Annotated in this window: 26 protein-coding genes, 2 tRNA genes and 1 pseudogene; 14 read left to right on the plus strand and 15 right to left on the minus strand. The window is 31.2% G+C overall.

Features of this window, described 5'->3' with window-relative positions; genetic code table 11:
• Positions 1-51: 51 nt before the first annotated feature.
• Entirely contained in the window at positions 52-996 is a 945-nt protein-coding gene (locus JAO71_RS14145) for a calcium/sodium antiporter (RefSeq protein ID WP_203001458.1), read from the minus strand.
• A 184-nt stretch (positions 997-1,180) separates the two neighbouring features.
• On the opposite strand from JAO71_RS14145, the gene JAO71_RS14150 reads away from it, so the two are divergent.
• The 3 genes from JAO71_RS14150 (at position 1,181) to JAO71_RS14160 (ending at position 3,681) form a co-directional block, all read left to right on the plus strand.
• Complete coding sequence (locus JAO71_RS14150) at positions 1,181-1,540, plus strand: BlaI/MecI/CopY family transcriptional regulator (RefSeq protein ID WP_116823303.1); 360 nt, start codon at positions 1,181-1,183, stop codon at positions 1,538-1,540.
• 2 nt (positions 1,541-1,542) lie between these two features.
• Entirely contained in the window at positions 1,543-2,907 is a 1,365-nt protein-coding gene (locus JAO71_RS14155; RefSeq protein ID WP_203001460.1) for a M56 family metallopeptidase, read from the plus strand.
• Positions 2,908-3,375: 468 nt separating this feature from the next.
• The gene (locus JAO71_RS14160; RefSeq protein ID WP_203001462.1) at positions 3,376-3,681 is read left to right on the plus strand and encodes a hypothetical protein; all 306 of its coding nucleotides are present in this window, start codon (positions 3,376-3,378) and stop codon (positions 3,679-3,681) included.
• A gap of 89 nt (positions 3,682-3,770) precedes the next feature.
• On the opposite strand, the gene JAO71_RS14165 is transcribed toward JAO71_RS14160, so the two are convergent.
• A complete protein-coding gene (locus JAO71_RS14165) occupies positions 3,771-5,750 on the minus strand; it encodes an endonuclease (protein ID WP_203001464.1) in 1,980 nt (659 codons plus the stop codon).
• A 547-nt stretch (positions 5,751-6,297) separates the two neighbouring features.
• Here JAO71_RS14165 and JAO71_RS14170 point away from each other — a divergent pair.
• Both JAO71_RS14170 and JAO71_RS14175 read left to right on the plus strand, forming a co-directional pair.
• Positions 6,298-6,450: a hypothetical protein gene (locus tag JAO71_RS14170; RefSeq protein WP_028607649.1), complete on the plus strand. Its 153-nt coding sequence runs from the start codon at positions 6,298-6,300 to the stop codon at positions 6,448-6,450.
• A gap of 63 nt (positions 6,451-6,513) precedes the next feature.
• Positions 6,514-6,587 (plus strand) — tRNA-Arg (locus JAO71_RS14175).
• 188 nt (positions 6,588-6,775) lie between these two features.
• Here the strand turns inward: JAO71_RS14175 and JAO71_RS14180 are convergent.
• From JAO71_RS14180 to JAO71_RS14210, 7 genes are all read right to left on the minus strand, one after another.
• Positions 6,776-7,051 carry an ATP-dependent Clp protease adaptor ClpS gene (locus JAO71_RS14180; protein ID WP_203001466.1) on the minus strand — a complete coding sequence of 92 codons (276 nt, stop codon included), beginning with the start codon at positions 7,049-7,051 and terminating at the stop codon, positions 6,776-6,778.
• A gap of 97 nt (positions 7,052-7,148) precedes the next feature.
• A complete protein-coding gene (locus tag JAO71_RS14185; RefSeq protein ID WP_203001468.1) occupies positions 7,149-7,982 on the minus strand; it encodes a M57 family metalloprotease in 834 nt (277 codons plus the stop codon).
• A 225-nt stretch (positions 7,983-8,207) separates the two neighbouring features.
• The gene (gene prmA / locus JAO71_RS14190; protein WP_028607655.1) at positions 8,208-9,047 is read right to left on the minus strand and encodes a 50S ribosomal protein L11 methyltransferase; all 840 of its coding nucleotides are present in this window, start codon (positions 9,045-9,047) and stop codon (positions 8,208-8,210) included.
• A gap of 162 nt (positions 9,048-9,209) precedes the next feature.
• On the minus strand, positions 9,210-9,959 hold the full coding sequence (tpiA, locus tag JAO71_RS14195) for a triose-phosphate isomerase (RefSeq protein WP_203001470.1): 750 nt from the start codon (positions 9,957-9,959) through the stop codon (positions 9,210-9,212).
• A gap of 12 nt (positions 9,960-9,971) precedes the next feature.
• Positions 9,972-11,048 carry an ABC transporter permease gene (locus JAO71_RS14200; RefSeq protein WP_116823324.1) on the minus strand — a complete coding sequence of 359 codons (1,077 nt, stop codon included), beginning with the start codon at positions 11,046-11,048 and terminating at the stop codon, positions 9,972-9,974.
• A 95-nt stretch (positions 11,049-11,143) separates the two neighbouring features.
• Positions 11,144-12,451 (minus strand): BT_3928 family protein, encoded by a 1,308-nt coding sequence (locus tag JAO71_RS14205; protein ID WP_116823325.1) that lies wholly within the window; start codon positions 12,449-12,451, stop codon positions 11,144-11,146.
• Between the two features lie 33 nt (positions 12,452-12,484).
• Positions 12,485-13,024: a DUF1599 domain-containing protein gene (locus JAO71_RS14210; protein ID WP_028607659.1), complete on the minus strand. Its 540-nt coding sequence runs from the start codon at positions 13,022-13,024 to the stop codon at positions 12,485-12,487.
• Between the two features lie 115 nt (positions 13,025-13,139).
• Here JAO71_RS14210 and folP point away from each other — a divergent pair, with 115 nt between their 5' ends.
• The 4 genes from folP (at position 13,140) to JAO71_RS14230 (ending at position 15,980) form a co-directional block, all read left to right on the plus strand.
• Positions 13,140-13,964, plus strand: coding sequence for a dihydropteroate synthase (gene folP, locus JAO71_RS14215; protein ID WP_203001472.1), 825 nt, complete (start codon positions 13,140-13,142; stop codon positions 13,962-13,964).
• A complete protein-coding gene (locus JAO71_RS14220; protein ID WP_116823328.1) occupies positions 13,957-14,664 on the plus strand; it encodes a hypothetical protein in 708 nt (235 codons plus the stop codon). Before folP ends, JAO71_RS14220 begins: the two co-directional genes overlap by 8 nt.
• Before the next feature lie 35 nt (positions 14,665-14,699).
• The gene (gene cdaA, locus JAO71_RS14225; protein WP_028290689.1) at positions 14,700-15,485 is read left to right on the plus strand and encodes a diadenylate cyclase CdaA; all 786 of its coding nucleotides are present in this window, start codon (positions 14,700-14,702) and stop codon (positions 15,483-15,485) included.
• A gap of 93 nt (positions 15,486-15,578) precedes the next feature.
• Positions 15,579-15,980 carry a hypothetical protein gene (locus JAO71_RS14230; protein WP_116823329.1) on the plus strand — a complete coding sequence of 134 codons (402 nt, stop codon included), beginning with the start codon at positions 15,579-15,581 and terminating at the stop codon, positions 15,978-15,980.
• Between the two features lie 14 nt (positions 15,981-15,994).
• On the opposite strand, the gene JAO71_RS14235 is transcribed toward JAO71_RS14230, so the two are convergent.
• Both JAO71_RS14235 and truA read right to left on the minus strand, forming a co-directional pair.
• On the minus strand, positions 15,995-17,767 hold the full coding sequence (locus JAO71_RS14235; RefSeq protein ID WP_203001474.1) for an ABC transporter ATP-binding protein: 1,773 nt from the start codon (positions 17,765-17,767) through the stop codon (positions 15,995-15,997).
• Positions 17,760-18,509, minus strand: a complete 750-nt coding sequence (truA, locus tag JAO71_RS14240; protein WP_203001476.1) for a tRNA pseudouridine(38-40) synthase TruA — start codon at positions 18,507-18,509, stop codon at positions 17,760-17,762. The genes JAO71_RS14235 and truA overlap by 8 nt, the downstream gene beginning before the upstream one ends.
• A 102-nt stretch (positions 18,510-18,611) precedes the next feature.
• Here truA and JAO71_RS14245 point away from each other — a divergent pair, with 102 nt between their 5' ends.
• Positions 18,612-19,106 carry a metallophosphoesterase family protein gene (locus tag JAO71_RS14245; protein ID WP_203001478.1) on the plus strand — a complete coding sequence of 165 codons (495 nt, stop codon included), beginning with the start codon at positions 18,612-18,614 and terminating at the stop codon, positions 19,104-19,106.
• A 79-nt stretch (positions 19,107-19,185) separates the two neighbouring features.
• Here the strand turns inward: JAO71_RS14245 and JAO71_RS14250 are convergent, their stop codons facing one another.
• Positions 19,186-19,599 (minus strand): DUF4293 domain-containing protein, encoded by a 414-nt coding sequence (locus JAO71_RS14250; RefSeq protein ID WP_028607665.1) that lies wholly within the window; start codon positions 19,597-19,599, stop codon positions 19,186-19,188.
• Between the two features lie 292 nt (positions 19,600-19,891).
• Here JAO71_RS14250 and rho point away from each other — a divergent pair, with 292 nt between their 5' ends.
• Positions 19,892-21,592, plus strand: a complete 1,701-nt coding sequence (gene rho / locus JAO71_RS14255; protein ID WP_028607666.1) for a transcription termination factor Rho — start codon at positions 19,892-19,894, stop codon at positions 21,590-21,592.
• A 307-nt stretch (positions 21,593-21,899) separates the two neighbouring features.
• Here rho and rpsT read toward each other — a convergent pair whose 3' ends face one another.
• The 3 genes from rpsT to proS all read right to left on the minus strand — a co-directional run bounded on the left by rpsT (position 21,900) and on the right by proS (position 23,883).
• Complete coding sequence (gene rpsT / locus JAO71_RS14260) at positions 21,900-22,151, minus strand: 30S ribosomal protein S20 (RefSeq protein ID WP_028290682.1); 252 nt, start codon at positions 22,149-22,151, stop codon at positions 21,900-21,902.
• A gap of 29 nt (positions 22,152-22,180) precedes the next feature.
• A tRNA-Glu gene (locus tag JAO71_RS14265) sits at positions 22,181-22,252 on the minus strand.
• 152 nt (positions 22,253-22,404) lie between these two features.
• Complete coding sequence (proS, locus tag JAO71_RS14270) at positions 22,405-23,883, minus strand: proline--tRNA ligase (protein WP_203001480.1); 1,479 nt, start codon at positions 23,881-23,883, stop codon at positions 22,405-22,407.
• A gap of 101 nt (positions 23,884-23,984) precedes the next feature.
• Between proS and JAO71_RS14275 the strand changes: the two genes are divergently transcribed.
• The 3 genes and pseudogenes from JAO71_RS14275 to JAO71_RS14285 form a co-directional block, all read left to right on the plus strand.
• Entirely contained in the window at positions 23,985-24,923 is a 939-nt protein-coding gene (locus tag JAO71_RS14275) for a hypothetical protein (protein WP_203001482.1), read from the plus strand.
• A gap of 15 nt (positions 24,924-24,938) precedes the next feature.
• A complete protein-coding gene (locus JAO71_RS14280; RefSeq protein ID WP_203001484.1) occupies positions 24,939-26,456 on the plus strand; it encodes an OmpP1/FadL family transporter in 1,518 nt (505 codons plus the stop codon).
• 89 nt (positions 26,457-26,545) lie between these two features.
• Positions 26,546-26,727, plus strand: a pseudogene (locus JAO71_RS14285) (dodecin family protein); the annotation flags it as partial.

Here is a 26,727-nt window from a genome sequence, read left to right on the forward strand (position 1 = left end):
TTCTAAATAACTAGAAAGCCTTTTTTTATATCTTATTGTAATTATATTGTTTTAACCTTTAAAGACCAAAACAATAAACACACTATATAATATAACCAATGCAAAACCTTTAAACTTATTAATCTCATTACGCTTAGGCAATAAACCTAAAGGTAAAATAGCAGCAGCAAATAATAACATCCAAAATATATCTCTAGACAAAATTAGTGGCTCTGTAACAGGAATAGTTTTTATCATAGACGTTAAACCTAAAACAGATCCAATATTAAAAATGTTAGAACCAATTAAATTACCTAAAGAAATTGCTTTCTCTTTTTTAGCTGCAGCAATTACAGATGCTGCTAATTCTGGTACACTTGTACCAATAGCAATCATTGTAACACCTATAACAGCCTCACTAACACCTAAATTTGTTGCAATCTGAGTTGCTCCTTTTACTAGCCATTCACTACCAAAATACAACGCAGCAGCACCAATAAGTAACCAAATAATTATTTTAAAATTTGACACAACCGCTAAAGTATCATCCACTTCTTCTAAATCATCAGCACTAGGTTTTTGTCCTTTTATTAAATACACTACAAAAATCAATAATGCTGTAAATAACACCATACCTTCAATAGCTATTAATTGATTATCATTCCATAAAAAATAATATAAAGCACCAGAAAATAACATCATAATTGGCCATGTCATTCTATAAAAAGACTTATCTATAGCAATAGCACCAACAATTGCTGTAATACCTAAAACTAATCCAATATTAGCAATATTAGATCCTACCACATTATTAATTGCAATTGCAGGACTACCTTTTAAAGCTGCCTGAAGACTTACTAATAATTCAGGTGCAGAAGTAGCAAAAGACACTACTGTCATACCTATTACTATTTTAGAAATATTAAGTTTAAAAGACATAGCTACAGATGATCGTACCAAAAACTCTCCTCCTACTACCAATAATACAAACCCTAAAATAAGAAAGACTATACTCATAAATATTAATTTTTAGCGAAGATACATTTTGAATTTTTAATTAAGAATTTGACTGTCTATTTTTTACGCTTTCACGGAAATAAAGCCAAGTAACAACTAAAAAAATAGTTAAAAAACTATAAATTTAGTTATATAACTATTTTTTTAGTTATGTTTGTTTTGTAATATAAACTTGATACTCAACATGCAAAAGCTAACAAATAAGGAAGAAGAAATAATGCACATATTATGGAAGCTAGAACACGCTTTTGTAAAAGACGTTATGGCAGAAATAAAGACAGATAAACCACATTACAACACACTATCTACTATGATAAGAAATCTAGAAGACAAAGGTTATGTTAGTTATGAAGCTTTTGGAAAAACACATCGCTACTTCCCTATTGTTACTAAAGAAGCGTATCGTAATAAGTTTATGAATACTGCAATTGACAACTTTTTTAACAGCTCTTATAAAAACGTCGTTTCGTTTTTTGCTAAAGAAGAAAAAATTAGTGTTGACGAGCTTAAAGAGATTATTCGTTTAATAGAAAATCAAGAATAACCATGGAATACATTTTAAAAGCTTCGGCAATTATTATATTATTTTACACTTGTTACAAGTTGTTTCTTCAAAGAGAGACCTTTTTTCAAGCCAATCGTTGGTTTTTATTAATTGGTTTATTCACAGCTATAGCACTACCATTAATCGTAATCCCAATTTATATTGAATACACTCCAACACCCATACAGTACCACCAGACAACAAACAACACAACTATTACACAACCTATAATTCAAGAAACAACATTTGATTATTGGACACTACTACCTATTGTTTACCTATTAGGAGCACTGTTTGTGACTATAAAAATAACGCTTCAATTTTGGTCATTACACAAGCTATTAAAGCATCAAAAAACAATAAAACAAGGTGCATTTAAACATGTACAAATAAACAAGCAAATTGCACCTTTTTCTTTTTTTAAAACAATTGTCTACAATCCTTATCAGTTTTCTAAACAAGAATTAAAACATATTATTACTCATGAAAAAATCCATGCATCACAAAACCATACAATAGACAACATAATAGCCCAAATAGCAACAATACTATTCTGGTTTAATCCTTGTATTTGGTGGTATAAAAAAGCACTACAACAAAACTTAGAATTTATAGCAGATCATGAGGCTCAGAACAAAACAGAATGCGCTAAAAGCTATCAAACCGCATTATTAAAAGCTAGTTTAAATACTAGTCAACTAGCAATAACCAATAATTTTTATCAATCATTAATCAAAAAACGAATTGTTATGTTACAAAAATCAAAATCAAAAAAAAGCAACCTTTTAAAACTTACAATCATTCTACCCTTTTTAGCCTTGTTTTTAATGAGTTTTAATACAAAAGAGGTTTATATCGCTAATGCGGAAATACAACAACACCCAGTTAATACCGAAACTTTTATTATCACCTCCAAGTCCACTGACCAAGAGATTCAAGCAATTAAAAGCAAACTAGAATCTAAGCTGAACCATTTAGAAGTTAAATTTTCTAACATAAAAAGAACCCAAAATCAGGACATTATATCCTTAACAATAGCAACAAAAAACATAGATCAATTTGAGTTTACAAAACATGTTGCTTTTGATAAATTAGATAATTCACCTATTAATACTACTATTTTAAAAGTTGTTGACAAACAGTTATTAATAAATAATGACAAAAACAAATCAGTGATTACTATTACAGAAGATTGGATTACAACATCTCCTGTTACCATGAAACAAGCCAGCGGTAATACCAATGTGATACATGTCCCAAATAATGGAGATAACATCAAATTAAAAACAGATAATACAAAAGAAGAACCTTTAAATGTTGTAAATGGTAAAATTGTAAATAAAAAAGAAACTAACTTAAACACCTAAAACACAGACTCTGTTGATACATTAAAAGTAGAAACCGCTAGTGCAAAATATGGAGACAAAGGTAAAAATGATGTTGTCGAAGTAATATCGAAAAAAAACAATCCATGGTCTATTAACAACTATGAAGTAACTGAAATTAACACAATTAATACCAACTCAAAGGAAGATGATGCTTTTATAAACAATCAATTAAACACTATTTATTCAAATAAAACAAATTCTAGAAAAGCACTATTAATTGTTAATGGTAAAAAGACAAATTTAAAAGATTTCAACTCAATAGATCCAAAGAGCATCTATAATATAAGCGTATTAAAAGTCAAAAATGCGATTGATGCTTATGGTGAAGAAGGCAAAAATGGAGTTATAATAGTTACAACTAAAAAACAAAATAATTGGAGAGCAACCTATGAAGCTAACAGTACAAAAAACAAAGATTCAATAAAAAAAGACGGTCCTTGGCATGTCATGTACAATCTTTCAAGCACAACTTACTCAGATGATGAAGATTCTTCCAAAAACTTCACAAAATTAGAGATAACTAAAAATACACCTGACACAGTTTTAGATCAACATAAAAAACACATTTCGTCTTTAGGACAAACTTTAGAGTACATAACGCTAAGAAGAAATAGAAAAAAAGAAATCACAAAACTTAAAATGCTAATTACCAACTCTAGCGGTCAAAACAACAAAGTATTATACCAGTCCTCAAAAGGTATTCCTAATACAACAATAAACATTGATGCAGAGGGAGTTATAAGCATCGACTAAAACCCAAACTTCTAAAATATTTATTTAGTAAACAATAAAAAAGACCTTCAATTGAAGGTCTTTTTTTGTTCTATAAACAGATATTACATTTATTCAATAACAATCTTTTTGGTAATACTTTCTCCATTAGTTTCAATAGTAACCATATATAAACCACTAGCTAATTCTAAATCAAGATAACTATTATTATCAACTTTTTGCGTTAAAACAACTCTACCTTCAGCAGAAAAAACTGAGACATTATACTGTTGTTTATTTCCTGAAATATATAATTTATCTTTAACAGGGTTTGGATACACCTTGATAGTTTCGGCTGTAAACTGATCAACACTTAAAGGATTATTCCATACGTTACCCATTTGGTTTCCCCAAATATATTCAACTAAATCAGGGTTGTCTATAAATGGATTTCTGTTAATTTGCCATTCATAAATAACATTGTTTCTGTTCATTTCAAAATCGTCAGGAGGATCATTTCTGTGCCAATCTAAAAGTGTCGCTAAATCTCCCATTTGGCCAGACACATCAGGAAACCCATTTTCTACACTTAATCCATTATAACGAATTTGCATGTATAACACACTTCTAGCAACATCACCTTTAAAGCTTCCTGCTGTAGCTGTTGGTCCATTATATTGTCCATAATGCTGATTGTTTCTTGTACTGTTTTCTGGTCCATCTGCAGCACGCAAAGCATGACCATCACTATTACCATGCCTTAAGGAATCTGCTGTAGTATTCCAAAACGTATTTTTACCATCTCTAAAATCGTCTAAATCAATGCTGTTATAACCAGCTAAAGACCTAGGAAAAGTATGCTCTCTATTCCATGTTCCAACATTATTAGATGTGGTTTGGTAATCTAATTTAGCACGACCTTGCTCTGTATACACTAACCAAACCTGGTTTGAATTTTCAGGGTTTTGGTCTGCTTCTTCAAGTATATCAATAATATCAGAATAGGTTTGTGCACGTACAACACCTTCCTCAGCAATAATATCTTGTAGCGCTTGCTCTAAAGCTGCACCAGACAAACCATCAATAGAATTATAATAACCATCTGGCTGAGTACTAGACACTATACCAAAAGTAGGATTTAAAGGCGTACCATAAGCAGCCACTACAAAATCGTTATCAACCACTCGTCTTTCAATATTATTATTTAATCTTACATAATTATTTGGTACTGTTTGCAAAACAACTTTAAACTCCTCGTCACCTTCATCCATTGTATCATCTACCAAAGTAATTGTAGATGTTATAGTATTTTGTCCTGTCGGAATGGTAACCTGTGTATTTCCTGTAAAGTCCGAAGTATTAAATCCTTCGTTGTTTAAAGTAAAATCAAGGATTAAATCCGAATCTACAGCTTGCTCTGTAGTAAAAGTAACATCAAATGAATCTCCTTCGTTAAAATAAGCATCAACCACTGAAATTAAAACACCATTTAAAACCATTCCTGATCCATCATTTAAAGCTCTTGGTGTTGGTGTAGTTGATGTGTAAGTTATACTATTAGCATTACCTAAACCATCATCAAAACGCTGAATAGAATTAGTGTTATTACCAGAACCTTCGTTGTATTGCGTACTAACACCTAATAAAGCCATTAAAGCAACATCATCAGCATCACTAGTATCGTACACTAAAGCGTCTACCAAATTAGTTTGAGTAGCCATAGTACCTTCAGGAAAATCTGTATCATCACCTAAATATATTGCTACAGCATCTGCACCATTTTGAATAAGATTACTTGGAATAATTAAATTTGGGATTGGAGACACACTATTGTTACCTATTAAAAATAGTCCGTTAACATCTGTTGTGTAGCCATCCAAGTCAATGGTATAGTAGCTAGAGTCGTTTCCTGAGTTTGATCCATTAAAAAAGACTAACACATATCCATCTAAGCTAAAATTTGGAGTTTCAGATAACAACTCGACAAACTCATGATTATCAATATTGTTTCCTTCAAAAGTGGTATCACTATCCAATTCGTTAATCACAACGGTTTGCGAAAAACCTAAGCTAACAAATAATAAAAAGAGTATTAAAGTAATTTTTTTCATATTAATATATTTTTTGGCAAATATAAAGCATAATATCAGGTAAAATTTTACTAACACATTAATTAACTTTTAAGTTACCAAAAGATGAAAACCTCTTTTAACACCAAAAAACACATTAAAATCCCCTTGGATTAAAAAAACCAACAACAAAATGCCCTACAATTGTTAATATATGAAACATTAAAAGATCATTTAAGTTAATAATTAACACATCAATGAAGAGAATATCAAAAAAAATGAAACTAAATCTATTTTTTTAATTACAAAAGTAAAGTCAATTTTATCAATTTACAATGTTTTATTTGGAAGATAATATCCAAAAAATATATCTTCAAAAAACAATCCTTAAAACGGTTGTTATTATTAACCCTTAAAACTGTAAAATTATGCTAACACTTGCCAAATTAATAATCGACATCTTAACATCGATTAGCCTTTAAACCCAAAATGTAAAACTTAGTCTAGAATAAGTTTTACTATTTTTAAATTACAAAGGACTTTTGGCTAACACATAATAAAGCAATAATTTTGAAAAAAATTAAGTGTTATGAAACAATCACTATTTAAGTTTTTAGCAAAACTAAATAAGCTTGTATTACCAAGCTATACCAAGCAAAAATTAGATTTAAGTAAAGCCACTAAAATACAGATGGCTATTTTTGGCTGGAAGGTATTTGTTACAAAAAACGCATTAAATTAAAAATTTCTTCAAAAAACTTTGACGCTTATATAAAAAGACATATATTTGCACCCACAAAAAATAGGCCTCGTGGCGCAACTGAATAGCGCACTTGATTACGGCTCAAGAGGTTATAGGTTTGAATCCTATCGAGGTCACGAAAAAAAAAAAGCAAGCTAAACAGCTTGCTTTTTTTATACCTTACTTTAACATCACCTGAATTTTAACTTTGAAAAAACAAATAAGTCTTTTGCTAAAACTTAAAAGCATTTTGCATTATTGAGAAATCAATATTCACAAAAGAATACGATATAAAAAAGCGTCTTTATAATAAGACGCTTTTTTATTAAATAATTTCAGCACTTAAGCCTGCTTCTAGCAGCATAGTGCAACGTGGTTCTAGATCTTTATAAGAACCTGTTTTAACGGTACATTGTCCTTTATAATGCACCAAAATAGTACATTGCTCTGCTTGTTCTGGTGTATGGTCACAAGCATATATTAAAGTATCTATAACATGATCAAAAGTATTGACATCGTCATTATAAACTACAATCTCATTATTGGGTTTTTCTAAGGTTTGTAACTCGTGTTGTTCTTGTATTTTTTCTTTTGTACTCATACGTACTTTCTTTTGGGTATAAAAGTAAAAAAATATTGGGTATAAAAAAAGGCTTCTGTCATTACAGAAGCCTTTAAAAATTGTATTTAACTTAATATTAGTACATTATCTGTAATGCGCTAATATCATCTGCTCCAAACTCACCATCTTCACCTGAACTAAAACAAGCTAACATAACTGAGTCTTCTGGATTATTTCCTCCTAAATCAATTGCACCAATTGATCCTGCTCCTTCATTTTGGTTTTGACCACAACTAGCTCTGTTAAACCAATCTGTATGTCTAAATCCAACTGAGTGACCAATTTCATGTGTAACAACATGCTCTACAACGTTTGTATCATAGTTATCCAAACCATATATTTGAACAAACTTGTATGGGTTACCATTACTAGGGAAACCTGCTGATCCACCAGCACCTGATTGACTTGGGTTATGATACACTACCATATCTTTTGATTGATAGTCAGTACCAAATGTTAATTGAAATGAAATTGAAACTCCGCTTAACGCATTGTAATTATTAACAGCCCATTGTAATGCAGTTTGTTCTTTTGTTGACAATGCATTACTACCACCTGTATAACCAATAATTGTTATGGTTTTACCTTGAGACACTAAATTGTTTGTACGATAGTTACGGTCACTTGCTGACACAGGCTCAAGATTTAAAATATCTTCTTCACTCATGTGAACATCACCTTCTAATTCTATCATTTCTTTAAATGTACCGTCAGGCAACATAAAGTCAACGTATTTAACGTCTTTGGTGTTAATTTGTGCATCAGCTAATTTTTGTAAAACTTTTGCTGAAACTTCTTTTTTTGCTACAGCTTCTTCTTCTTCAATAATTGTAGCTTCATCATTTTGACATGATTGTAATCCTAAAATAAAACATAGGCTAGCTAAAGCCATAAATTTAATTTTCTTCATTTTTGGTTGAATTTTAAATTAATAAATGGTTTACTTTACGTAAAGGTTTTACACACTATTAGTATGTTATTTTAATATTAATAGTATGTTAGATAATTATCAAGTCAAAGATAATTCTTACACAAATAAATTTGTTGCGGTTTTTACCGTAAAAAGAAAAAAATTAATCAAAAAATGAGTTAATTTTATACATAATTAGCTAAAAAAGGAGATTTTTAACAGTTTTTATTCTTTTTCAAACTTAAGTGCAACCCAGTTGTTTTTATTTAGCTTGTCTTTTAAGACTAATTTATGGTCGTTGCATTTTTGTTCTATCATCGGAATATCTTCTATATAGAAACCACTTAAAAACAAACTTCCGTTTGTATCTAAACATGATGAATAGGTTGGAATGTCGTTTAATAAAATATTACGATTAATATTAGCTATTATAGTGTCGTATTTTTTATCTTTTAATAGTGAAGCTTCGCCTTCATATACAGATATGTGTTTACAATTGTTACGTTCTGCATTTTCTAGACTGTTTAAATAGCACCAGTTGTCTATATCTATAGCATCTATTGGTTTTGCACCTTTCATTTCGGCAAGAATAGCTAATACAGCTGTACCACAACCCATATCTAATACGGATTTATCTTTAAAATCGTTTTTAAGTATATGTTGGATCATCATATGTGTGGTTTCATGATGTCCTGTTCCAAAACTCATTTTTGGTTCGATTACTATTTCGAATGGTGTGTCAAATTTTTCATGAAATGGTGCACGTACTGCACATTGATCATCGACAACTATTGGGTTGAAGTTTTTTTCCCACTCGGCATTCCAATTGGTTTGTTGGATTTGCTCAAAGGTATATTCTATTTTAAACTCGTCTGATTGTAATATTTGAATGTCATTTAAGATTGTGTCATTCCACTCGTCTTTTTGAATGTAAGCGGTTACACCTTCTTCGGTTTCGACAAAGCTTTCAAAGCCTGCAAAACCTAATTCTGCTATTAAAATTTCGGTTGCTGGTTGTAAAGGTTGTACTTTAAAGTAATAGCCTAAATAGATATTGTCTGACATTTTATTGGTACTGTTTTTTGCAGGTATGCTGCGTTAGCGGTTGAAGTGGCATCCTTTTTTGTAGAATAGTCCCAAACTGAGTTTGGGACTATTTTATAAAAAAGATATAACGGAAGACGCGACCCTTGTGGTAACGCCCAAATTTTTATTTTTTATTAGTATTTAAAAGGCGTTTACGATTGCGTAAAAATCGGCTGCTTTTAGAGCTGCTCCACCAATTAATCCTCCATCTACGTCTGGTTTTGAGAAAATCTCTTTGGCGTTTGCTGGTTTTACACTTCCACCATAAAGGATAGTCATGTTGTCTGCTACGTCGTTTCCGTAAGTATCGTTTAATGTTTTACGGATAAATTTGTGCATGTCTTGGGCTTGTTCTGGACTGGCTGTTTCACCTGTACCTATTGCCCAAACAGGCTCGTAGGCCAAAACTATGTTTGAAAAAGCGGAAGCGTCTAAATGAAATAGTGCGTTTTTAATTTGTGCTTCTACGATTGCTTCTTGATTATTTGCTTTACGGTCTGTTAACTCTTCTCCAAAACAAAAAATTACACGCATGTCTTTTGTTAAGGCTTGATCTACTTTTTTGGCTAGTGTTGCATCGTCTTCATTAAAATACGCACGACGCTCTGAGTGTCCTAGTATTACGGTTTTAACGCCTACGCTTTTTAGCATATCTGCACTGACTTCTCCTGTGTAAGCTCCATTTTCTGCAAAGTGCATGTTTTGAGCAACGACTTCTATATCATCTTCTCTGGTTGCTTCAAATGCGTGCCATAAATTAGTAAATGTTGGTGCTATCATGACCTCAGCATTTGAGGTTTTGGTTTGCTTTTTTAAATCTGATAATAACGCTTCGGTTTGTGCTAAATCGTTATTCATTTTCCAATTTCCTGCTACTATGTTTTTTCTCATGATTGGTCTGTTTTATTGTAATTTGACTTTTGGATCTAACCAAGTGTAAATGATGTCTACAAAAATATTAATTATAATGAAAAGTAATGCAATAATTAACACGGATCCCATAATTACTGGTAAATCTAATGTGTTTAATGCATTTACTATCTCTTTGCCTAATCCATTCCATCCAAATATATACTCTACAAACACTGCTCCTGCTAGCATGCTTGCAAACCATCCTGAGATAGCTGTTACTACTGGATTTAATGCATTTTTAATGGCATGTTTTTTTATAATCTGAAATTCTGATAATCCTTTTGCTCTTGCTGTCCTGATGTAATCTTGATTAAACACTTCTAACAGCGAGTTGCGCATTAATTGTATAACGACTGCTAACGGTCTTATACCTAATACGATTGCTGGTAGTATAAGGTTTTTGAGTTTGATATGCATGTTTTCGCCAAAATCATCCAACTCATAAAGACTTCCTGTCATTTCTAGATTAGTGTATTTGTGTAATACAAATCCAAATAACCAAGCAAATAAAATGGCACTAAAAAAGGAAGGCACACTCATACCCAAAGTGCTTAAAATTTGAATGGTTTTATCTAAAAAAGAATCTTTTTTTAATGCTGAAATCACGCCTAATGTTACACCTAGCAACATGGCTATAATTATTGCAGAAACTGCAAGTACAAATGTATTTGGTAAGGTCTCTGATAATACTTGACTTACTTTTTTACCTTGTTTTGTAAAAGACTCTCGTAAATACGGAAACTTTAAAACGGTTGTTGTATTACCTATTGTAAATAGCTTGTTAGCTGAATATTTGTTTGGACTTAGGTAGGTATAATCTTCTTCTAAATTTGAATGAAACGATATTATTGACAAATCGTTTAAGTAATACAAATATTGAGTTGCTACAGGCTTATCAAATCCGTATTTTTTTTTGATAATTGCTAATTGTTGACTATCCTCGTTTTGGCCCAACATCATTTGAGCTGGATCACCTGGTAATACACTAAACAATAAAAAAATAACGGTTACTACACCAAATAAAGTGAGTAATGCGTAAAACGTTTTATTTAATAGATAGGTTACCAGATTGTTTTATTTTAGATACATTTTTATGTTGTTTTACAACATAGTGCGCTTCTCGATACATTTTGCTCGTGCCTTACAAAACAGTCGAAGTGATGTTATTCTGTTTTAAGTGTTATTTTTACTAATCCAGATATTGTTTTATCTATGTCTATATTTAATGAATCTATTTGCGCTCTATCCTTAAACACATCCATACTTTGTATAGTTTCTGGATCTAAAGCGTCTACTTCTGCTTTAGTAGCAATTGAGTCTCCAATATAGTAAGCAATAACTTCTTTTAATTTTATAGGCTCAGGTCTTTTTACTTTTGGAAAATTTAAATCATCAACATCATTCCAATGTACTTTTTGAATGATTGTTCCTTTTTCTAATTTTAATACTCCTGGATTTGAACGAATGATGGTTTTTAAAGCAGTCTCGTCACAGAAATAATAATCAAAATTTAATTTATAATCAGCTTTAACTTTATTTGCTACATCTGGTCCAGATGCTGTCAGCCCAATAACATCATATCCATTAGCTATGGCTTTATCTGCTGTTACTTTTATAGCTTTTAAACCTTCTGTCTCTGAAGATGATAAATTATAGCTAACTATTAATACAACATTGTCTCTTGACAATATATCTTCTGTAAAATCTTCACCATCTTTTTCGATTGAAAAATCATGTATAGGTGGTTCATAACCTTCTGAGATGGTTTCTGTTGTTACACCAACATAGTCTCCTGATGAGCTTGGATAAGATCCATCTGTTATGTATTGTTTTTCGGTTCCGTTTTCATTAAACGTCCAAGTGTATTCAATAATTGGTTGTGGTGCATCATCAGGCACAATCATGTTATCAGTAATGTTGTTTCCTATTTTAAATGGTCTAAAATCTATACTTGGTAAATGCATTAATACATGGTAAGCAAATCCTAAACAAGCTATAAAACTTAATAATGACAATATTGTAGTTGGTAACTTTGCAAAAAATGGTTTGATGTATTTTATACCAATAAAGAGTATTACTATCATTACCAATAACGCGACATCTTTCCAGAAACTTTCCCATGGATCCATTTTCATGGCATCACCAAAGCATCCACAATCTTTTACTTTATCAAAATAAGCAGAGTAAAAGGTTAAGAATGTGAAGAAAACTATCATTAATAATAAACTCCATATTGTAAATTTAGGCTTATAACCTAATATTAAAAAGATACCTAAAAGCACTTCAAAAACGACTACAATTATAGAAATCCCTAGTGCATAAGGAATAAAAAATGGTAAATCTAAAACGGTTGGTCCAAAATATTCTTCTAATTTAAAAGCAAATCCAATAGGATCGTTAAGCTTTATAAATCCTGAAATTATAAAAAATATACCAACAAATATTCTTAAAAAACCTACTATGTATTTCATAATTATAATTAAATATCAAATTGCAAAAGCAATTTATTGTTCTGTTAAATGTATCATTGCAAAGATGGCGTAATTTATCATGTCTTGATAATTAGCATCAATCCCTTCGCTAACAATTGTTTTTCCTGAGTTGTCTTCAATTTGTTTAACACGTAATAATTTTTGTAAAATTAAATCGGTTAAACTACTAACACGCATGTCTCTCCAAGCTTCACCATAGTCATGGTTTTTATCTTGCATTAACTGTTTTGTTATTTTTACTTGCTCATCGTATAAAACAGTAGCTTCTTCAACTTCAATATCTGGTTGCTCTACCACTCCTTTTTGTAGCTGAATTAATGCCATAATACAATAATTGATGATACCTATAAATTCGCTTTGCTCACCTTCGTCAACTTTACGTACATCATTTTGTTGCAAACCTCTAATACGCTGTGCTTTTATAAAAATTTGATCGGTTAATGATGGTAAACGTAAAATTCGCCATGCACTACCATAATCTGTCATTTTATTAATAAAAAGGTCACGACAGGTTTTTATTACAGCATCGTATTGTTTTGAAGTATCTTGCATATTTGATAAACTCTAATTGAATTTTGCGTAAATTTCGCATAAAATTATTTAAAGTTCAAGGTTTAGGGTTTAAAGTTTTGCTAACGTTATCCCAACACCACATTTAAGTGTATCAATGACAATAAATTGTAAAGGCAAACTTATAGATTTAAGTACTCCAAAAGTAATGGGTATTTTAAATATAACACCAGATTCTTTTTTTGATGGTGGACGTTATAAAGACGAAACTTCAATAATAAAACAAGTAGAAAACATGCTAAATGAAGGTGCTACGTTTATTGACGTTGGTGCTTACAGCTCAAGACCAAATGCGCCTTTTGTAAGTGAAGATGAAGAATTGCAACGTATAGTACCAATAATAAAACTTTTGGTTAGTCATTTTCCTGATAGTATCATATCTGTTGATACCTTTAGAAGTCAAGTAGCAAAGGTAACTATTAATGAAGGTGCTGCTATGATTAATGATATTTCGGCTGGTTTTTTAGATAATAACATGCTACCAACCATTGCAGATTTAAAAGTACCATATATAATGATGCATATGCGTGGCACACCACAAACCATGCAAACATTAACCCAATACGACAACTTAGTAAAGGCTATTAATTATTATTTTTCAGAGCGTATTGTCAAAGCACGCGACTTGGGTATTATAGATTTAATTTTAGATCCTGGTTTTGGTTTTGCTAAAACATTAGAACAAAATTTTGAACTTTTAAATAAGTTTGAATTATTAAATATTGCAGATTTACCAGTATTAGCTGGTATATCCAGAAAATCTATGATTTACAAAACCTTAGATCTAACAGCTAAAGAAGCTTTAAACGGAACAACTGCTTTACACATGATTGCTTTACAAAAAGGCGCAAAAATATTACGTGTACATGACGTTAAAGAAGCCAAAGAATGTATCACTCTATATAATAAATTAGATGCTTAACAGATTTTTATTTATAACTGTATTATTTTTATTTTTTTCTTGCGGAAACGAAAAAGTACTGCAACTACCAGAAATACAAAATGCAGACATAACAGAAGTTTTGGACGTCTCTCCTGCTTATATTTTTTATGACGAAACCAAACAGGATAGTGTTGAGTTAAACCGAAAAAACTTAATTATTTCTACTAACTGGTTAGTAAACGTTGACAATCGCTTAACATTAGAACAAGCGTTACCATCTATAATAAAACTACAAGAGAAAAAGCGTAATGCAACTATGCATAAAAATGAAAAAGCCAGAAATTATTACACTTGCAATGATACTAGCATCAAAAATTTAGGGTTTATTGATTTTACTGATGTTATTTACAAAAATTTGGAAATTAAAAAAGATACAATTGAAAAACCTACCTTTTTACCAAAAGGTTATAATCGCAGAATAGATGGTCTATTTGCTAATTCTCCTCTATCTGTTTTTTTTAATAAAGATTTGAATTTAGAAATAGGGAGTAAAATCTTAAGCTTAAATGAATTCATTGAAAAAGTAAAGCTAAATTTTAAAGAAACTAACGCCATAGGCCATTATAAACTAAATTTTAATAAAAAAATGAATTTTCAAGATTACATTACAATAAAGTCTAAGTTATTAAAAATGAATGGAAAATATTTTTCGTTAAACAACAACGAATTCATTTATTAACCCAATTATATTAAATTTACAAAAACCACTTTCCCTTGGATATATTTAAAGACATACTAAAATTTGGATGGATAGACATGATAGATGTTTTGCTTGTTGCACTACTGCTCTATTACGTTTACAAGCTAGTAAAAGGTACTGTTGCCATTAATATTTTTATTGGTATTGTAGTTATTTACTTTATCTACCTAACGGTTGAAGCCTTACAAATGGTATTATTAACCAAGATTTTAGGTGGTTTTATTAGTGTTGGTTTTATTGCATTAATTATAGTTTTTCAACAAGAAGTCAGGAAATTTTTATTAATGATTGGCTCTACCAATTTTGCTAGTAGACGTAAATTTTTAAGTCAATTAAAATTTTTAAAGATAGAACAAGGTACATCCACAGATATAGATGCTATTATATCTGCTTGCAATAAAATGAGTAGTACAAAAACTGGTGCTTTAATTGTTTTAGAACGCAATAATAATCTTGATTTTTTAGCCAATACAGGTGACGAAATGAATATTAAAGTGACGCAACCTATTATTGAAAGTATCTTTTTTAAAAATAGCCCATTACATGATGGTGCCATAATTATACAAGATAATATTGTAAAAGCTACACGTGTTATTTTACCTGTAAACAACGAGAAAAACATTCCTCAACGCTTTGGTTTACGTCATCGTGCTGCTGTTGGTGTAACGGAACGTACAGATGCTATTGCTATTGCTGTAAGTGAAGAAACTGGACAGATTTCTTGCTTTAGAAATGGTGAGTTCCTTCCGTTTGAAGACACCATACAATTAGCTAAAATATTAAAGGCAGATTTAGATTAATATACACTATAACCACTAATACCTCAGATAGTTTTAACTAAATCTAATTAAAGCTTCTAAAATACTTTCTTAAAAGATTAAAAACAATCAAAAATGAATATTAAATACAACGAAAATAATCAAACTATAGAAATTAAGGATGGTTTAAAAACCCATCACATGTTAATTAAATCTATTATGATTCTTAATTTGGTAAATGCTATTTTAAACGTTTACGATGTTAATATAACTAAATTGAGTTTTATGTCAACAATCTGGATATTTTTAGCTTTATTATCAATTTTTGTATTGTATATATTTTTTACTAAAAAATCTAGTTTAGAAAACATTCCTGTTAAAAACATTGAAGCTTTAGTGCAAAAAACAAGTCTAGGTTCCAAACGTTATACTTTTAAATTAACTAACGGAAAGACACGTGACTTAAATGAGTTAAAGACCATTAAAGATGTTAACACTTTAAAAAAAATGCTAACTAAAATTGGAGTAAAATCATAAAGTAATATTACAAACTAAGCAACTTTCTCTGCTTGTAAAAACTGTACTTCGTATAAGTTTTTGTAATATCCATTTTCTTTTTTAAGCAACTCGTTATGTGTTCCTTGTTCTACAATTAATCCTGAATCCATAACAATTATATTATCTGCTTTTTGGATTGTTGCTAACCTGTGAGCAATAACTATAGATGTACGTCCTTTAGTAATCTTCTCTGTAGCTGTTTGTATTAATTGCTCTGAATAAGAATCTACCGACGACGTGGCTTCATCTAAAATTAAAATACTAGGATTTGTAACGTATGCGCGTAAAAATGAAATTAATTGACGTTGACCAGAAGACAACATCACACCACGTTCTTTGACGTTATATTGATAACCGTTAGGTAAGCTCATTATAAAATCGTGTATTCCAATGTCTTTTGCTGCTTTTACAACTTGAGCTTCGGTTATACTTGAATTATTAAGTGTAATATTATTTAAAATGGTGTCTGCAAACAAAAATACATCTTGTAAAACCACAGCTATTTGCTGTCTTAAAGACGTTAAAGTATAATCTTTAATATTGTTATTATCTATATTTATTTCACCAGAATTGATTTCATAAAAACGATTTAATAAATTTATTACAGTACTTTTTCCTGCTCCTGTAGCACCAACAATTGCAACAGTTTCGCCTTCTTTAACATTAAAACTAATTCCTTTTAAAACTTCTTCTTGCTCGACATAACTAAAATGAACATTATTAAAGTTTATGTTTCCTTTAAAACTATTAGCTAACAAGTTTCCAGAATTATCAATATGTGATGTTGTGTCTAAAATTTTAAACACTCGGTTTGAGGCAATCATTCCCATTTGAAGCGTATTAAATTTATCTGCAATTTGACGTAATGGTCTAAATAACATTGGGATCATGGTAATAAACATAAATAAATCTCCAGGTGTTACATTACTACCTTCAACTAATATATTTAATCCTCCAAACCACACAATCAATCCTGTAGTTAAAGCCCCTAAAAACTCAGCAATTGGAAAAAATATAGAGTTATACCAAACCGTTTTTAACCATGCTTTTTTATGACGATCATTAATTGCTTTAAAGTTTTTATACTCGGTATCTTCTCTGGTAAACAGTTGTAAAATTTTCATTCCTGTAACACGTTCTTGCACAAACGAGTTTAAGTTAGACACCTCATTACGCACATCTTCAAACGCACGTTTCATGTAGCGTTGAAAAATTTTGGTTGCAAATAAAACTATTGGTAACGTCACAAATACAATTAAACTTAACTTCCAATTGTAATATAACATCGCTCCAGAAATAACAACCATAACCAAAAGGTCTCTAATAATTGTAAATAGTCCATCTCCAAATACAGATGCAATACGCTCCATATCTGTCACTGCTCTAGTGATTAAAACACCCACAGAAGAGGTGTTAAAATATTTCATTTTAAAACTCAGGATATGATCAAATAGCTTAACACGAATGTCTTTAACCATTTTTAAACCCAACCAAGAGGAGTAAAAGATAAAAAACAATTGTAACACAACTTGAGCAACAAGTAAAACAATCATTAAAATTATCAAGAAAACAAAACCATTGTAATCTTTTTTAACAAGATGCTCATCAATAATTTCTCGTAATAACACTGGAGTTGCTATACTTAAAGCACCTAATATTAAAACCGAAATTATTAACGCATAAAATACCGTTCTGTAAGGTTTTGTGTATTTAAACAAACGTTTAAATAACTGTAAATCAAAAATATTTTCTTTAGTCTTAGTCATTTAATTTAATTGTATCAGGATAAGCAACCTCTGTTAAATATAATCCTTTTGCAGGAACTGAAAACCCAGCATTACTTCGGTTTTTAGAAGCTATAATAGTGTGTAAATCTTCAACTTCAATCTTACCAACTCCAACGTTAATTAAAGTACCAACAATAGCTCTAACCATGTTTCTTAAAAAACGATCTGCTTTAATTGTAAAATGAAGTTCATTATCCACCAATTTCCATGCTGCTTTCATTATATCACAATTATAGGTTTTTACATCTGTATGTGTTTTTGAAAAACATTGAAAATTTTTGTATTCAAATAATACCTTAGTTGCTTTATTAAGCTTGTCAATATCTAAATTATGTTTTAAATAGTAAGCTTGCTCAACATTAAAGGGGCTTTTTTGTAATGCAATGCGATATAAATACGCTCTACTAGTCGCATGAAAACGAGCATGAACATCGGGTTTAACCTTAAATATAGAATGAATAGCTACATCTTCTGGTAAAAAAGAATTGAGTTTATACATCAATTTTTCTGACTTAAAAACAACCTCTGTATCCATATGTGCAAATAACTGCTTTGCATGCACACCAGCATCTGTTCTTCCTGCTCCCATTACAACTATGTTTTGTCCTAGAATAGTTGACAATGCATTTTCTAAAACTTCTTGTACAGATATTGCATTAGGTTGTTTTTGCCAACCATGATAATTTTTTCCGTTATAAGATAGTTCTATAAAATAGCGCAAGAAAGCTGTATTTTTACATATTTAAAAGACAAAGATAATTGTTTTTGTTACTAATGAAATGCTAAAAAATAATTAAAATAGACTTGGTTAAGTTCTTCTAAAATGAAAAAAATATTATTACTCTCTGACACACATAGTCATATTGATGAAGCTGTACTAAAACATGTCAAAGCAGCCGACGAGGTTTGGCATGCTGGAGACATTGGTGACTTAAAAGTTACAGATGCTATAAAAGCTTTAAAACCACTTCGTGCTGTTTGGGGAAACATTGACAATGATAAAGCCAGAGCAGAATTTCCGGAACATAATCGTTTTACTATAGAAGGCGTTGATGTATGGATCACACACATAGGTGGTTATCCTAACAGATATAATATTAGAGTTAGAGAGTCCATAATAGCCAATCCACCAAAGCTATTTATTTGCGGACACTCTCACATACTAAAAGTAATGCCTGATAAAAAATTAGGATTATTACACATGAATCCTGGAGCCATTGGCATACATGGCTTTCATAATGTAAGGACTATGCTACGATTTACTATAGATAAGGGTAAAATAGATAATCTAGAAGTTATAGAATATCCAAGAAAATAAACTATTAACAGTAAAACATAAAAAAACCGAAGCTTTCACTTCGGCTTTTTTTCGCACTAATACTACTAAGATGTTAGGTTTAACGTAAACGATCTACAGATTTTACAAGATCTTCATCCTTCTTAATGGCTCTATTTGATAAAATCAAAAAGACGATAGAAATAATTGGGAAGAAAATCGCAACACCTTTCTCTGAAACATCATTTGCTTCTCCAGATGCATTTAGTATTCGATACACGAAAAATCCTAGTAAAATTAAATTTAATATCTGATTTAGTCGTCCCAACATAAATTGAGACTTTCTATTTTTAAAATTAAATATTGAAATAACAGCCAATAACGCAGAAGCTAAAAACAAACCTAGAACAACCAGTTCGTCTTTTGCAAAAACCATAACTTTATTAGTCGTTGTCCATAAATTAAAAGCGAATATTAATCCGCCAGAAACTATAGCAACTATTAATAAATATACCGTTTGTATACGTTGTAACATATTAAAATTTCAAATTTTGAAAAACAAAAATATAGTTTCTTTTTTTATAAACGAAACATCACACACTAAAAATTGCTACAAATAACAAAACACAATCACAACACGTTGTATTTCAATTAAAAAACAATAAAGATTCTTTCAATAATAAAAAATTAAAATAAAAGTTGTATAATTGCAGTAACGCAATGCAACACTCACTCTCGCAGAGCGTTAATTCTTCAGAAGTATATCTTATTTTCTTCAAGAAATAATCAATTCAAATCACAACAACACATAAGTTAATTCAACATCAATGTTTGAAATCTCACAATTAAAAGAAATGAAGCTTCCTGAGTTGCAGGATATAGCTAAAAAACTGAGCGTCCCAAAATTTCGTTCATTAAAAAAATTAGATTTAGTATACCAAATACTAGATAAGCAAGCAGCAGACCCAAAAGCTGTTTTAGAAGTAAAAAAAGAAGATACTCCTGTAAAAAAAGCACCTGCTAAAAAAGCGACTCCTGCTAAAGCTAGTGCAGAAAAAACTACTACTCAAAAGCCTAAAGCTAAACGAGCTAGAGTCACAAAACCTGTTGCCAAAAAGGATGAGACTAACCAACCACAGTTAGACTTAAAACCTGAAACAGAAACAAAAAAAGAACCTGTAGCTAAAAAGGCTCCTGTAAAGGCACAGCCTAAAAAACCGGTTCACAATCATCAAAAAAACAAACAGTCTAACGACAGTAAGGACGATCGTCAAAACGACAACAAACAACAAAACCGTCCTAAACATAACAATCAAAAAAATAATAACCAGAAAAACAATAATCAAAAAAACGGTAACCAACATAATGGTAACAAAGACAGTCGTAACCGTTACAGAGAACCTGATTTTGAGTTTGATGCTATTATTGAAAGTGAAGGTGTCTTAGACATCATGCAAGATGGTTATGGTTTTTTACGTTCGTCAGACTACAACTATTTATCGTCACCCGATGATATATATGTATCACAATCTCAAATCCGTTTATTTGGATTAAAAGTTGGAGACACAGTGTTAGGTCAAGTTAGACCTCCAAAAGAAGGAGAAAAATACTTCCCGTTAATTAAAGTAAGCAAAATAAATGGTCAAAACCCAAATGTGGTTAGAGATCGTGTTGCTTTTGAGCATTTAACACCATTATTTCCTCAAGAAAAATTTAATATTGCCGAAAAACAAGCAACCATTTCAACACGTATAATGGACCTGTTTGCACCAATAGGTAAAGGACAACGTGGTATGATTGTATCACAACCAAAAACAGGTAAAACCATGTTATTAAAGGATGTTGCCAATGCAATTGCAGCAAACCATCCTGAAGTATATCAAATGATTTTACTTATAGATGAGCGTCCAGAAGAAGTTACAGACATGCAAAGAAATGTAAGAGGTGAAGTTATTGCTTCTACTTTTGACAAAGAGGCTCATGAGCACGTTAAAATTGCTAACATCGTGTTAGAAAAAGCAAAACGATTAGTAGAGTGTGGACATGACGTAGTTATTCTACTAGACTCTATCACACGTCTGGCAAGAGCATACAACTCTGTACAACCAGCATCCGGAAAAATTCTTTCTGGAGGTGTAGATGCCAATGCACTACACAAACCAAAACGCTTTTTTGGAGCTGCACGTAATATAGAAAACGGAGGATCATTAACTATTATAGCAACCGCATTAACAGAAACAGGATCTAAAATGGACGAAGTAATCTTTGAAGAATTTAAAGGTACAGGTAACATGGAACTTCAGTTAGACCGTAAAATATCTAATCGTCGTATTTTCCCTGCAATTGACTTAACATCATCAAGTACACGTCGTGACGATATTTTATTAGATGCATCAACTATACAACGTATGTGGGTAATGCGTAAATATCTAGCAGATATGAATCCTGTAGAAGCAATGGAGTTTATAAACGATAGATTTAAACAAACCAGAAATAACGAAGAGTTTTTAATATCTATGAATGGATAATCAAAACCATTTAAAATAAATAAAAAGCCTTAATGTACTACATTAAGGCTTTTTATTTACTTTATACTTAAATAATAATTATGGCGTTACCATTATCCTGAAAAAAAATCAGGATAATCGTCTCGTCATCCGTTAATAGTTTTGGCTCAGAGCGCTCGCTCGCCAAAAGCTAACCAGTACTACCGCTAACACACTATACCAATGGACAGCATACAAATTTATAGCTATGACTCCTTGAAAATAAAGCACAAAAAAAAGCGTTTCATATAAACATGAAACGCTTTAAATATTATATAACTAAAACTAATTATAAAGCAGCTACGTGCTTAGCTAAACTAGATTTTAAGTTAGAAGCTTTGTTAGTATGAATAACATTTTTCTTTGCCAATCTATCTAACATAGATACTACAGAAGGAAATAAAGCTTCAGCCTCTTTCTTATCTTCCATCTCACGTAACTTTTTGATAGCGTTACGAGTAGTCTTGTGCTGATACTTGTTTAATAAACGCTTAGCTTCGTTACTTCTAATTCTTTTTAACGTTGACTTGTGATTTGCCATTTTGTTGTTTCCTTTTTAATAAAAAATTGTAGCCCGTAGGGGAATCGAACCCCTCTTACATGGATGAAAACCATGCGTCCTAGCCGATAGACGAACGGGCCATTTTGTTATTGAGTGCGCAAATATAAAACTTATATTTTAAACCTGCAAATTTGTTTTTCAATTAACTAACAATGTTTCCATTGCGGGTGCAAATATACAACTAATTTTAAGTTACGCAACAACAAAATGAAAAAAAAATAAAAAAAATTTTCTAATACGCTTTTGCAAACAACACTCTTCGCTCAGAAGTTGCTCCTGTATAGACACATACACCTTTTTCAAGCTTTCCTTCTAAAGGCATACATCTTATTGTTGCTTTAGTAATTTCTTTAATTTTATCTTCAGTTTCCGTGGTTCCATCCCAATGTGCAGAAATAAATCCTCCTTTTTCTTCTAAAACTTTTTTAAATTCTTCAAAAGAATCTACTTCTGTAATATGATTATCTCTATAATCAAGAGCTTTATTAAACAATGCTTCTTGTATTCTGGTCATCAAACCTTCAACTTTATCCACTAAACCATCTAAAGGCACTACTTCTTTAGTTAAAGTATCACGCCTAGCTAATTCTACCGTTCCGTTTTCAAGATCCCTAGAACCAATTGCTATTCGCAATGGAACGCCTTGCAATTCATGTTGTGCAAACTTAGCACCTGGTCTATAAGTATCACGATTATCAAATTTTACCGAAATGTTTTTACTTCGTAAATCTTTTATAATACCATTTACTACTTCTGTTATTGCATCTAATTGCTCATCTGTCTTATATATAGGTACAATTACAACTTGATTCGGAGCAAGGTTTGGAGGTAATACTAACCCTTTATCATCACTATGCGTCATTATTAAAGCCCCCATTAATCTTGTTGAAACTCCCCAAGACGTAGCCCAAACATGCTCTTGCTTACCCTCTTTAGAAGTGAACTTTACATCAAAAGCTTTTGCAAAGTTTTGCCCTAAAAAGTGTGACGTACCAGCTTGTAACGCTTTACCATCTTGCATTAGTGCTTCAATACAGTAGGTTTCATCTGCTCCAGCAAAACGTTCGCTTTCAGTTTTTAAACCTTGAATTACTGGTATTGCCATAAATTTTTCAGCAAAAGTAGCGTAAACATTATTCATTAATTCTGCTTCAGCTATAGCCTCTTTTTTAGTTGCATGTGCTGTATGACCTTCTTGCCATAAAAATTCTGCAGTACGTAAAAATAAACGCGTACGCATTTCCCAACGTACAACATTTGCCCATTGGTTTATTAATAAAGGTAAATCTCTGTATGATTGAATCCATCCTTTATAAGTATTCCATATTATGGCTTCACTTGTTGGACGTACAACTAACTCCTCCTCTAACTTTGCATTAGGATCTACTCTAAGTTTCCCTGGTTTATCAGGGTCGTTTTGCAGTCTATAATGTGTAACCACAGCACACTCTTTAGCAAAGCCTTCTGCATTTTTCTCCTCAGCTTCAAATAAACTTTTAGGTACAAATAATGGAAAATAAGCATTTTGATGTCCTGTTTCTTTAAACATTCTATCTAGTTCTGCTTGCATTTTTTCCCAGATTGCAAAACCATATGGTTTTATAACCATACATCCTCTTACAGCTGAATTTTCAGCCAAATCAGCCTCTACAACCAATTCATTATACCATTTGGAATAATTTTCAGCTCTACTTGTTAGTTTTTTACTCATATACAGTATTTTGGCACAAAAATTGTGATTATGTTAAATAATAAAATAGTTCAGCAAAACTAACTATTTTTGTAATGTTCAACAATTAAAAACTACTCGTTATGAAATTAATTAACTACTTATTTAACAAAATACCGCTATTTACCGCTCTTTTAGCTGTTTTAGCTTTAAGTTCTTGTGGATCCTATCAATATGTTGGACAGTCTAGTGATGGCATCTATCAAACTACTACTGAAAATGTAGAACAAGAAACAGTTGCTATACCTGCAGAAAATAATAACGATTATTACTCTAATTACTTTAAAGAAAAAGCATTAGAAGCTGAAATATATAACGATAGTGATGATGTTTTTACAGATATTGACTCTTATCAAGGTAGCTATGACGAAACTTTAGAAGAAACTAACCAAAATGCTGGTTGGGGAACCTCTAATGAAACTGTTGTAATTAACATTCATGATAATGGGTTTTATAACAATTATGGATGGGCTTATAATAATTGGGGATGGAACAATTGGGGATGGAACCAACCTTGGGGCTTTAACCGATTTGGCTGGAACAGTCCTTATGCCTGGAATTACGGATGGGGATATTCTGGTTTTTATAACTCATACTGGAACAATCCATACTATGGACACGGATATGGCTATGGATATGCATACCACAATGGATTTAGAAGAAGAGGTATAGCTTACAATGCAGGAAGAAGAGGTAGTTACTACAGAAACAGTGCATACCTTAATTCTAGATCATCTAGAATTAACACTAGAAATAATTCGGTAAGAGCTAGAACCAGAACTAATACCACTAGACCTAGAACTAATACGACAAGGCCTAGAAAAAACACCTCTAGACCTAGAACTAACACAACTAGACCTAGAACTAATTCCACAAGGCCTAGAACTAATACCACAAGACCTAGAACAAACTCATCAACACCTAGAAGCAATAGCTCTACGCCAAGATCTAGCGCTCCTTCTAGAAGTACACCAAGAAGTAGATCTACAAGTAGTGGAAGTTCTAGAAGAGGAAGAGGTTAAAATTTAAAAAAGTCTATGAAAAAAATAATTTTATTAGTTATAGGTACACTATCTATAACTTTAAGTCAAGCTCAAAATATAAATGACGCTTTAAGATATTCTCCCGGAGAAATAAACGGTACAGCTCGGTTTCAAGCTATGAGTGGTGCATTTGGTGCATTAGGAGGTGATTTAAGTGCTATTAACATAAATCCTGCAGGATCTGCTGTTTTCAAAAGTAGTTATGCCTCAGTATCATTATCCAATACAAATATTGATAATAATACAACATTCTATAATGGTCAAAGGGATTCTTCTGAATCTAACTTAGATATTAACCAAGGAGGAGGTGTATTTGTATTTAAAAATCAAAATCAATCCTCTCCATGGAAGAAATTCTCATTAAGTATTGTTTATGATAACACCAAAAACTATGATGACCAATGGATTGCAAACGGAACAGGAAACAGTAGTATTAGCAATTATTTTTTAGCTAATGCTCAAGGGTTACGTTTAGACGAGATATCAGCATTTGATGGAGAATCTACATCACAAGCTTATTCTGGTATTGGTAGTGCCTATGGTTACCAAAACCAACAAGCGTTTTTAGGTTATGACTCATACATATTAGAACCAACTACTTATGACGATAATAACACAACTTACGCTAGCAATATTGCAGGAGATTCCTTTAGGCAAAAACACAACTATTCAGCAACTGGCTATAACGGAAAAATTGGATTTAATGCAGGTGCTCAATATGGTAAAAATACATATATTGGTTTAAATCTTAATTCACATTTTTTAAATTACGAAAGGTTCACGCGTTTTTATGAAACAAACAATGATTCTGAATCATTAGTTAGAGAAGTTCTCTTTGAAAATGCATTAACATCAAATGGATCAGGTTTTTCTTTTCAATTAGGAGGTATTTTTAAATTAACAGAAAGCTTAAGAGCTGGAATAACTTATGATTCACCTACTTGGATGACAATAAATGAAGAAACAACTCAATACATTGAAACATTAGTAATAGATGATACTAATGGTGATTTCTACCAAGTTGTAGACCCTAATGTTATTAATATTTTTGAAAGTTACAGAGTACAAACACCTAGTAAATTAACAGGTAGTTTAGCCTATGTTTTTGGAACTAAAGGTTTAATTAGTATTGACTATTCAAGAAGAGATCATAGTAAAACAAAATTAAAACCAACGTCAGACCCTATTTTTAATGCTGAAAACGCTTACATTGAAAATACATTAACAGCAGCATCAACTTATAAAATCGGAGCAGAATATAAAGTGAACCGTTTTAGTTTTAGAGGAGGTTACAGGTTAGAAGAAAGTCCTTATAAAGATGAAACTACCATTGGTGATTTAACAGGATACTCTTTAGGCTTAGGTTATAATTTTGGAAATACAAATTTAGATTTAGCTTACAGTAATGCAAAACAAGATAGAAACGAACAACTATTTACAGGATTATCAAATCCTGCTAATATTGAAGCTGACAATACCTTAGTTACTCTAACATTAGGTTTTAAACTATAAAGCACAAAACAAATAAATTAACAAAAAAGACTCAAGCTTTTGCTTGAGTCTTTTTTGTTAATTAGTAGTTATACTATTAGCTTAAAGGTATTCTCAAACTAAGTTACCAAACCTTATCTAACTTGGAAAAAAGTTAGGAAGACACAACTAAAAAAGCAGTAAAGCACGCATCTAAAAGCGTTAAAAATATTAGATCTGTGTATGTACAAGATCAAAGTGCTAGTGTAAAAGATGACGAAGTAGTTGACTTTAGAGTTAACCTTAAAATCAC

Source organism: Olleya sediminilitoris, assembly GCF_016785945.1.
Taxonomy (GTDB): domain Bacteria; phylum Bacteroidota; class Bacteroidia; order Flavobacteriales; family Flavobacteriaceae; genus Olleya; species Olleya sediminilitoris.

Coding starts and splice junctions, on each gene's coding strand:
- JAO71_RS14205 (WP_116823325.1), bottom strand. CDS start 12,451: ATGAAATACATAGTAGGTTTTTTAAGAATATTTGTTGGTATATTTTTT.
- rho (WP_028607666.1), top strand. CDS start 19,892: ATGTTTGAAATCTCACAATTAAAAGAAATGAAGCTTCCTGAGTTGCAG.
- JAO71_RS14210 (WP_028607659.1), bottom strand. CDS start 13,024: ATGCAAGATACTTCAAAACAATACGATGCTGTAATAAAAACCTGTCGT.
- JAO71_RS14235 (WP_203001474.1), bottom strand. CDS start 17,767: ATGACTAAGACTAAAGAAAATATTTTTGATTTACAGTTATTTAAACGT.
- JAO71_RS14165 (WP_203001464.1), bottom strand. CDS start 5,750: ATGAAAAAAATTACTTTAATACTCTTTTTATTATTTGTTAGCTTAGGT.
- JAO71_RS14275 (WP_203001482.1), top strand. CDS start 23,985: ATGAAATTAATTAACTACTTATTTAACAAAATACCGCTATTTACCGCT.
- JAO71_RS14250 (WP_028607665.1), bottom strand. CDS start 19,599: ATGTTACAACGTATACAAACGGTATATTTATTAATAGTTGCTATAGTT.
- JAO71_RS14145 (WP_203001458.1), bottom strand. CDS start 996: ATGAGTATAGTCTTTCTTATTTTAGGGTTTGTATTATTGGTAGTAGGA.
- JAO71_RS14150 (WP_116823303.1), top strand. CDS start 1,181: ATGCAAAAGCTAACAAATAAGGAAGAAGAAATAATGCACATATTATGG.
- JAO71_RS14160 (WP_203001462.1), top strand. CDS start 3,376: ATGTACAATCTTTCAAGCACAACTTACTCAGATGATGAAGATTCTTCC.
- proS (WP_203001480.1), bottom strand. CDS start 23,883: ATGAGTAAAAAACTAACAAGTAGAGCTGAAAATTATTCCAAATGGTAT.
- folP (WP_203001472.1), top strand. CDS start 13,140: ATGACAATAAATTGTAAAGGCAAACTTATAGATTTAAGTACTCCAAAA.
- JAO71_RS14170 (WP_028607649.1), top strand. CDS start 6,298: ATGAAACAATCACTATTTAAGTTTTTAGCAAAACTAAATAAGCTTGTA.
- rpsT (WP_028290682.1), bottom strand. CDS start 22,151: ATGGCAAATCACAAGTCAACGTTAAAAAGAATTAGAAGTAACGAAGCT.
- JAO71_RS14180 (WP_203001466.1), bottom strand. CDS start 7,051: ATGAGTACAAAAGAAAAAATACAAGAACAACACGAGTTACAAACCTTA.
- tpiA (WP_203001470.1), bottom strand. CDS start 9,959: ATGAGAAAAAACATAGTAGCAGGAAATTGGAAAATGAATAACGATTTA.
- JAO71_RS14245 (WP_203001478.1), top strand. CDS start 18,612: ATGAAAAAAATATTATTACTCTCTGACACACATAGTCATATTGATGAA.
- JAO71_RS14220 (WP_116823328.1), top strand. CDS start 13,957: ATGCTTAACAGATTTTTATTTATAACTGTATTATTTTTATTTTTTTCT.
- JAO71_RS14155 (WP_203001460.1), top strand. CDS start 1,543: ATGGAATACATTTTAAAAGCTTCGGCAATTATTATATTATTTTACACT.
- prmA (WP_028607655.1), bottom strand. CDS start 9,047: ATGTCAGACAATATCTATTTAGGCTATTACTTTAAAGTACAACCTTTA.
- JAO71_RS14230 (WP_116823329.1), top strand. CDS start 15,579: ATGAATATTAAATACAACGAAAATAATCAAACTATAGAAATTAAGGAT.
- JAO71_RS14280 (WP_203001484.1), top strand. CDS start 24,939: ATGAAAAAAATAATTTTATTAGTTATAGGTACACTATCTATAACTTTA.
- JAO71_RS14185 (WP_203001468.1), bottom strand. CDS start 7,982: ATGAAGAAAATTAAATTTATGGCTTTAGCTAGCCTATGTTTTATTTTA.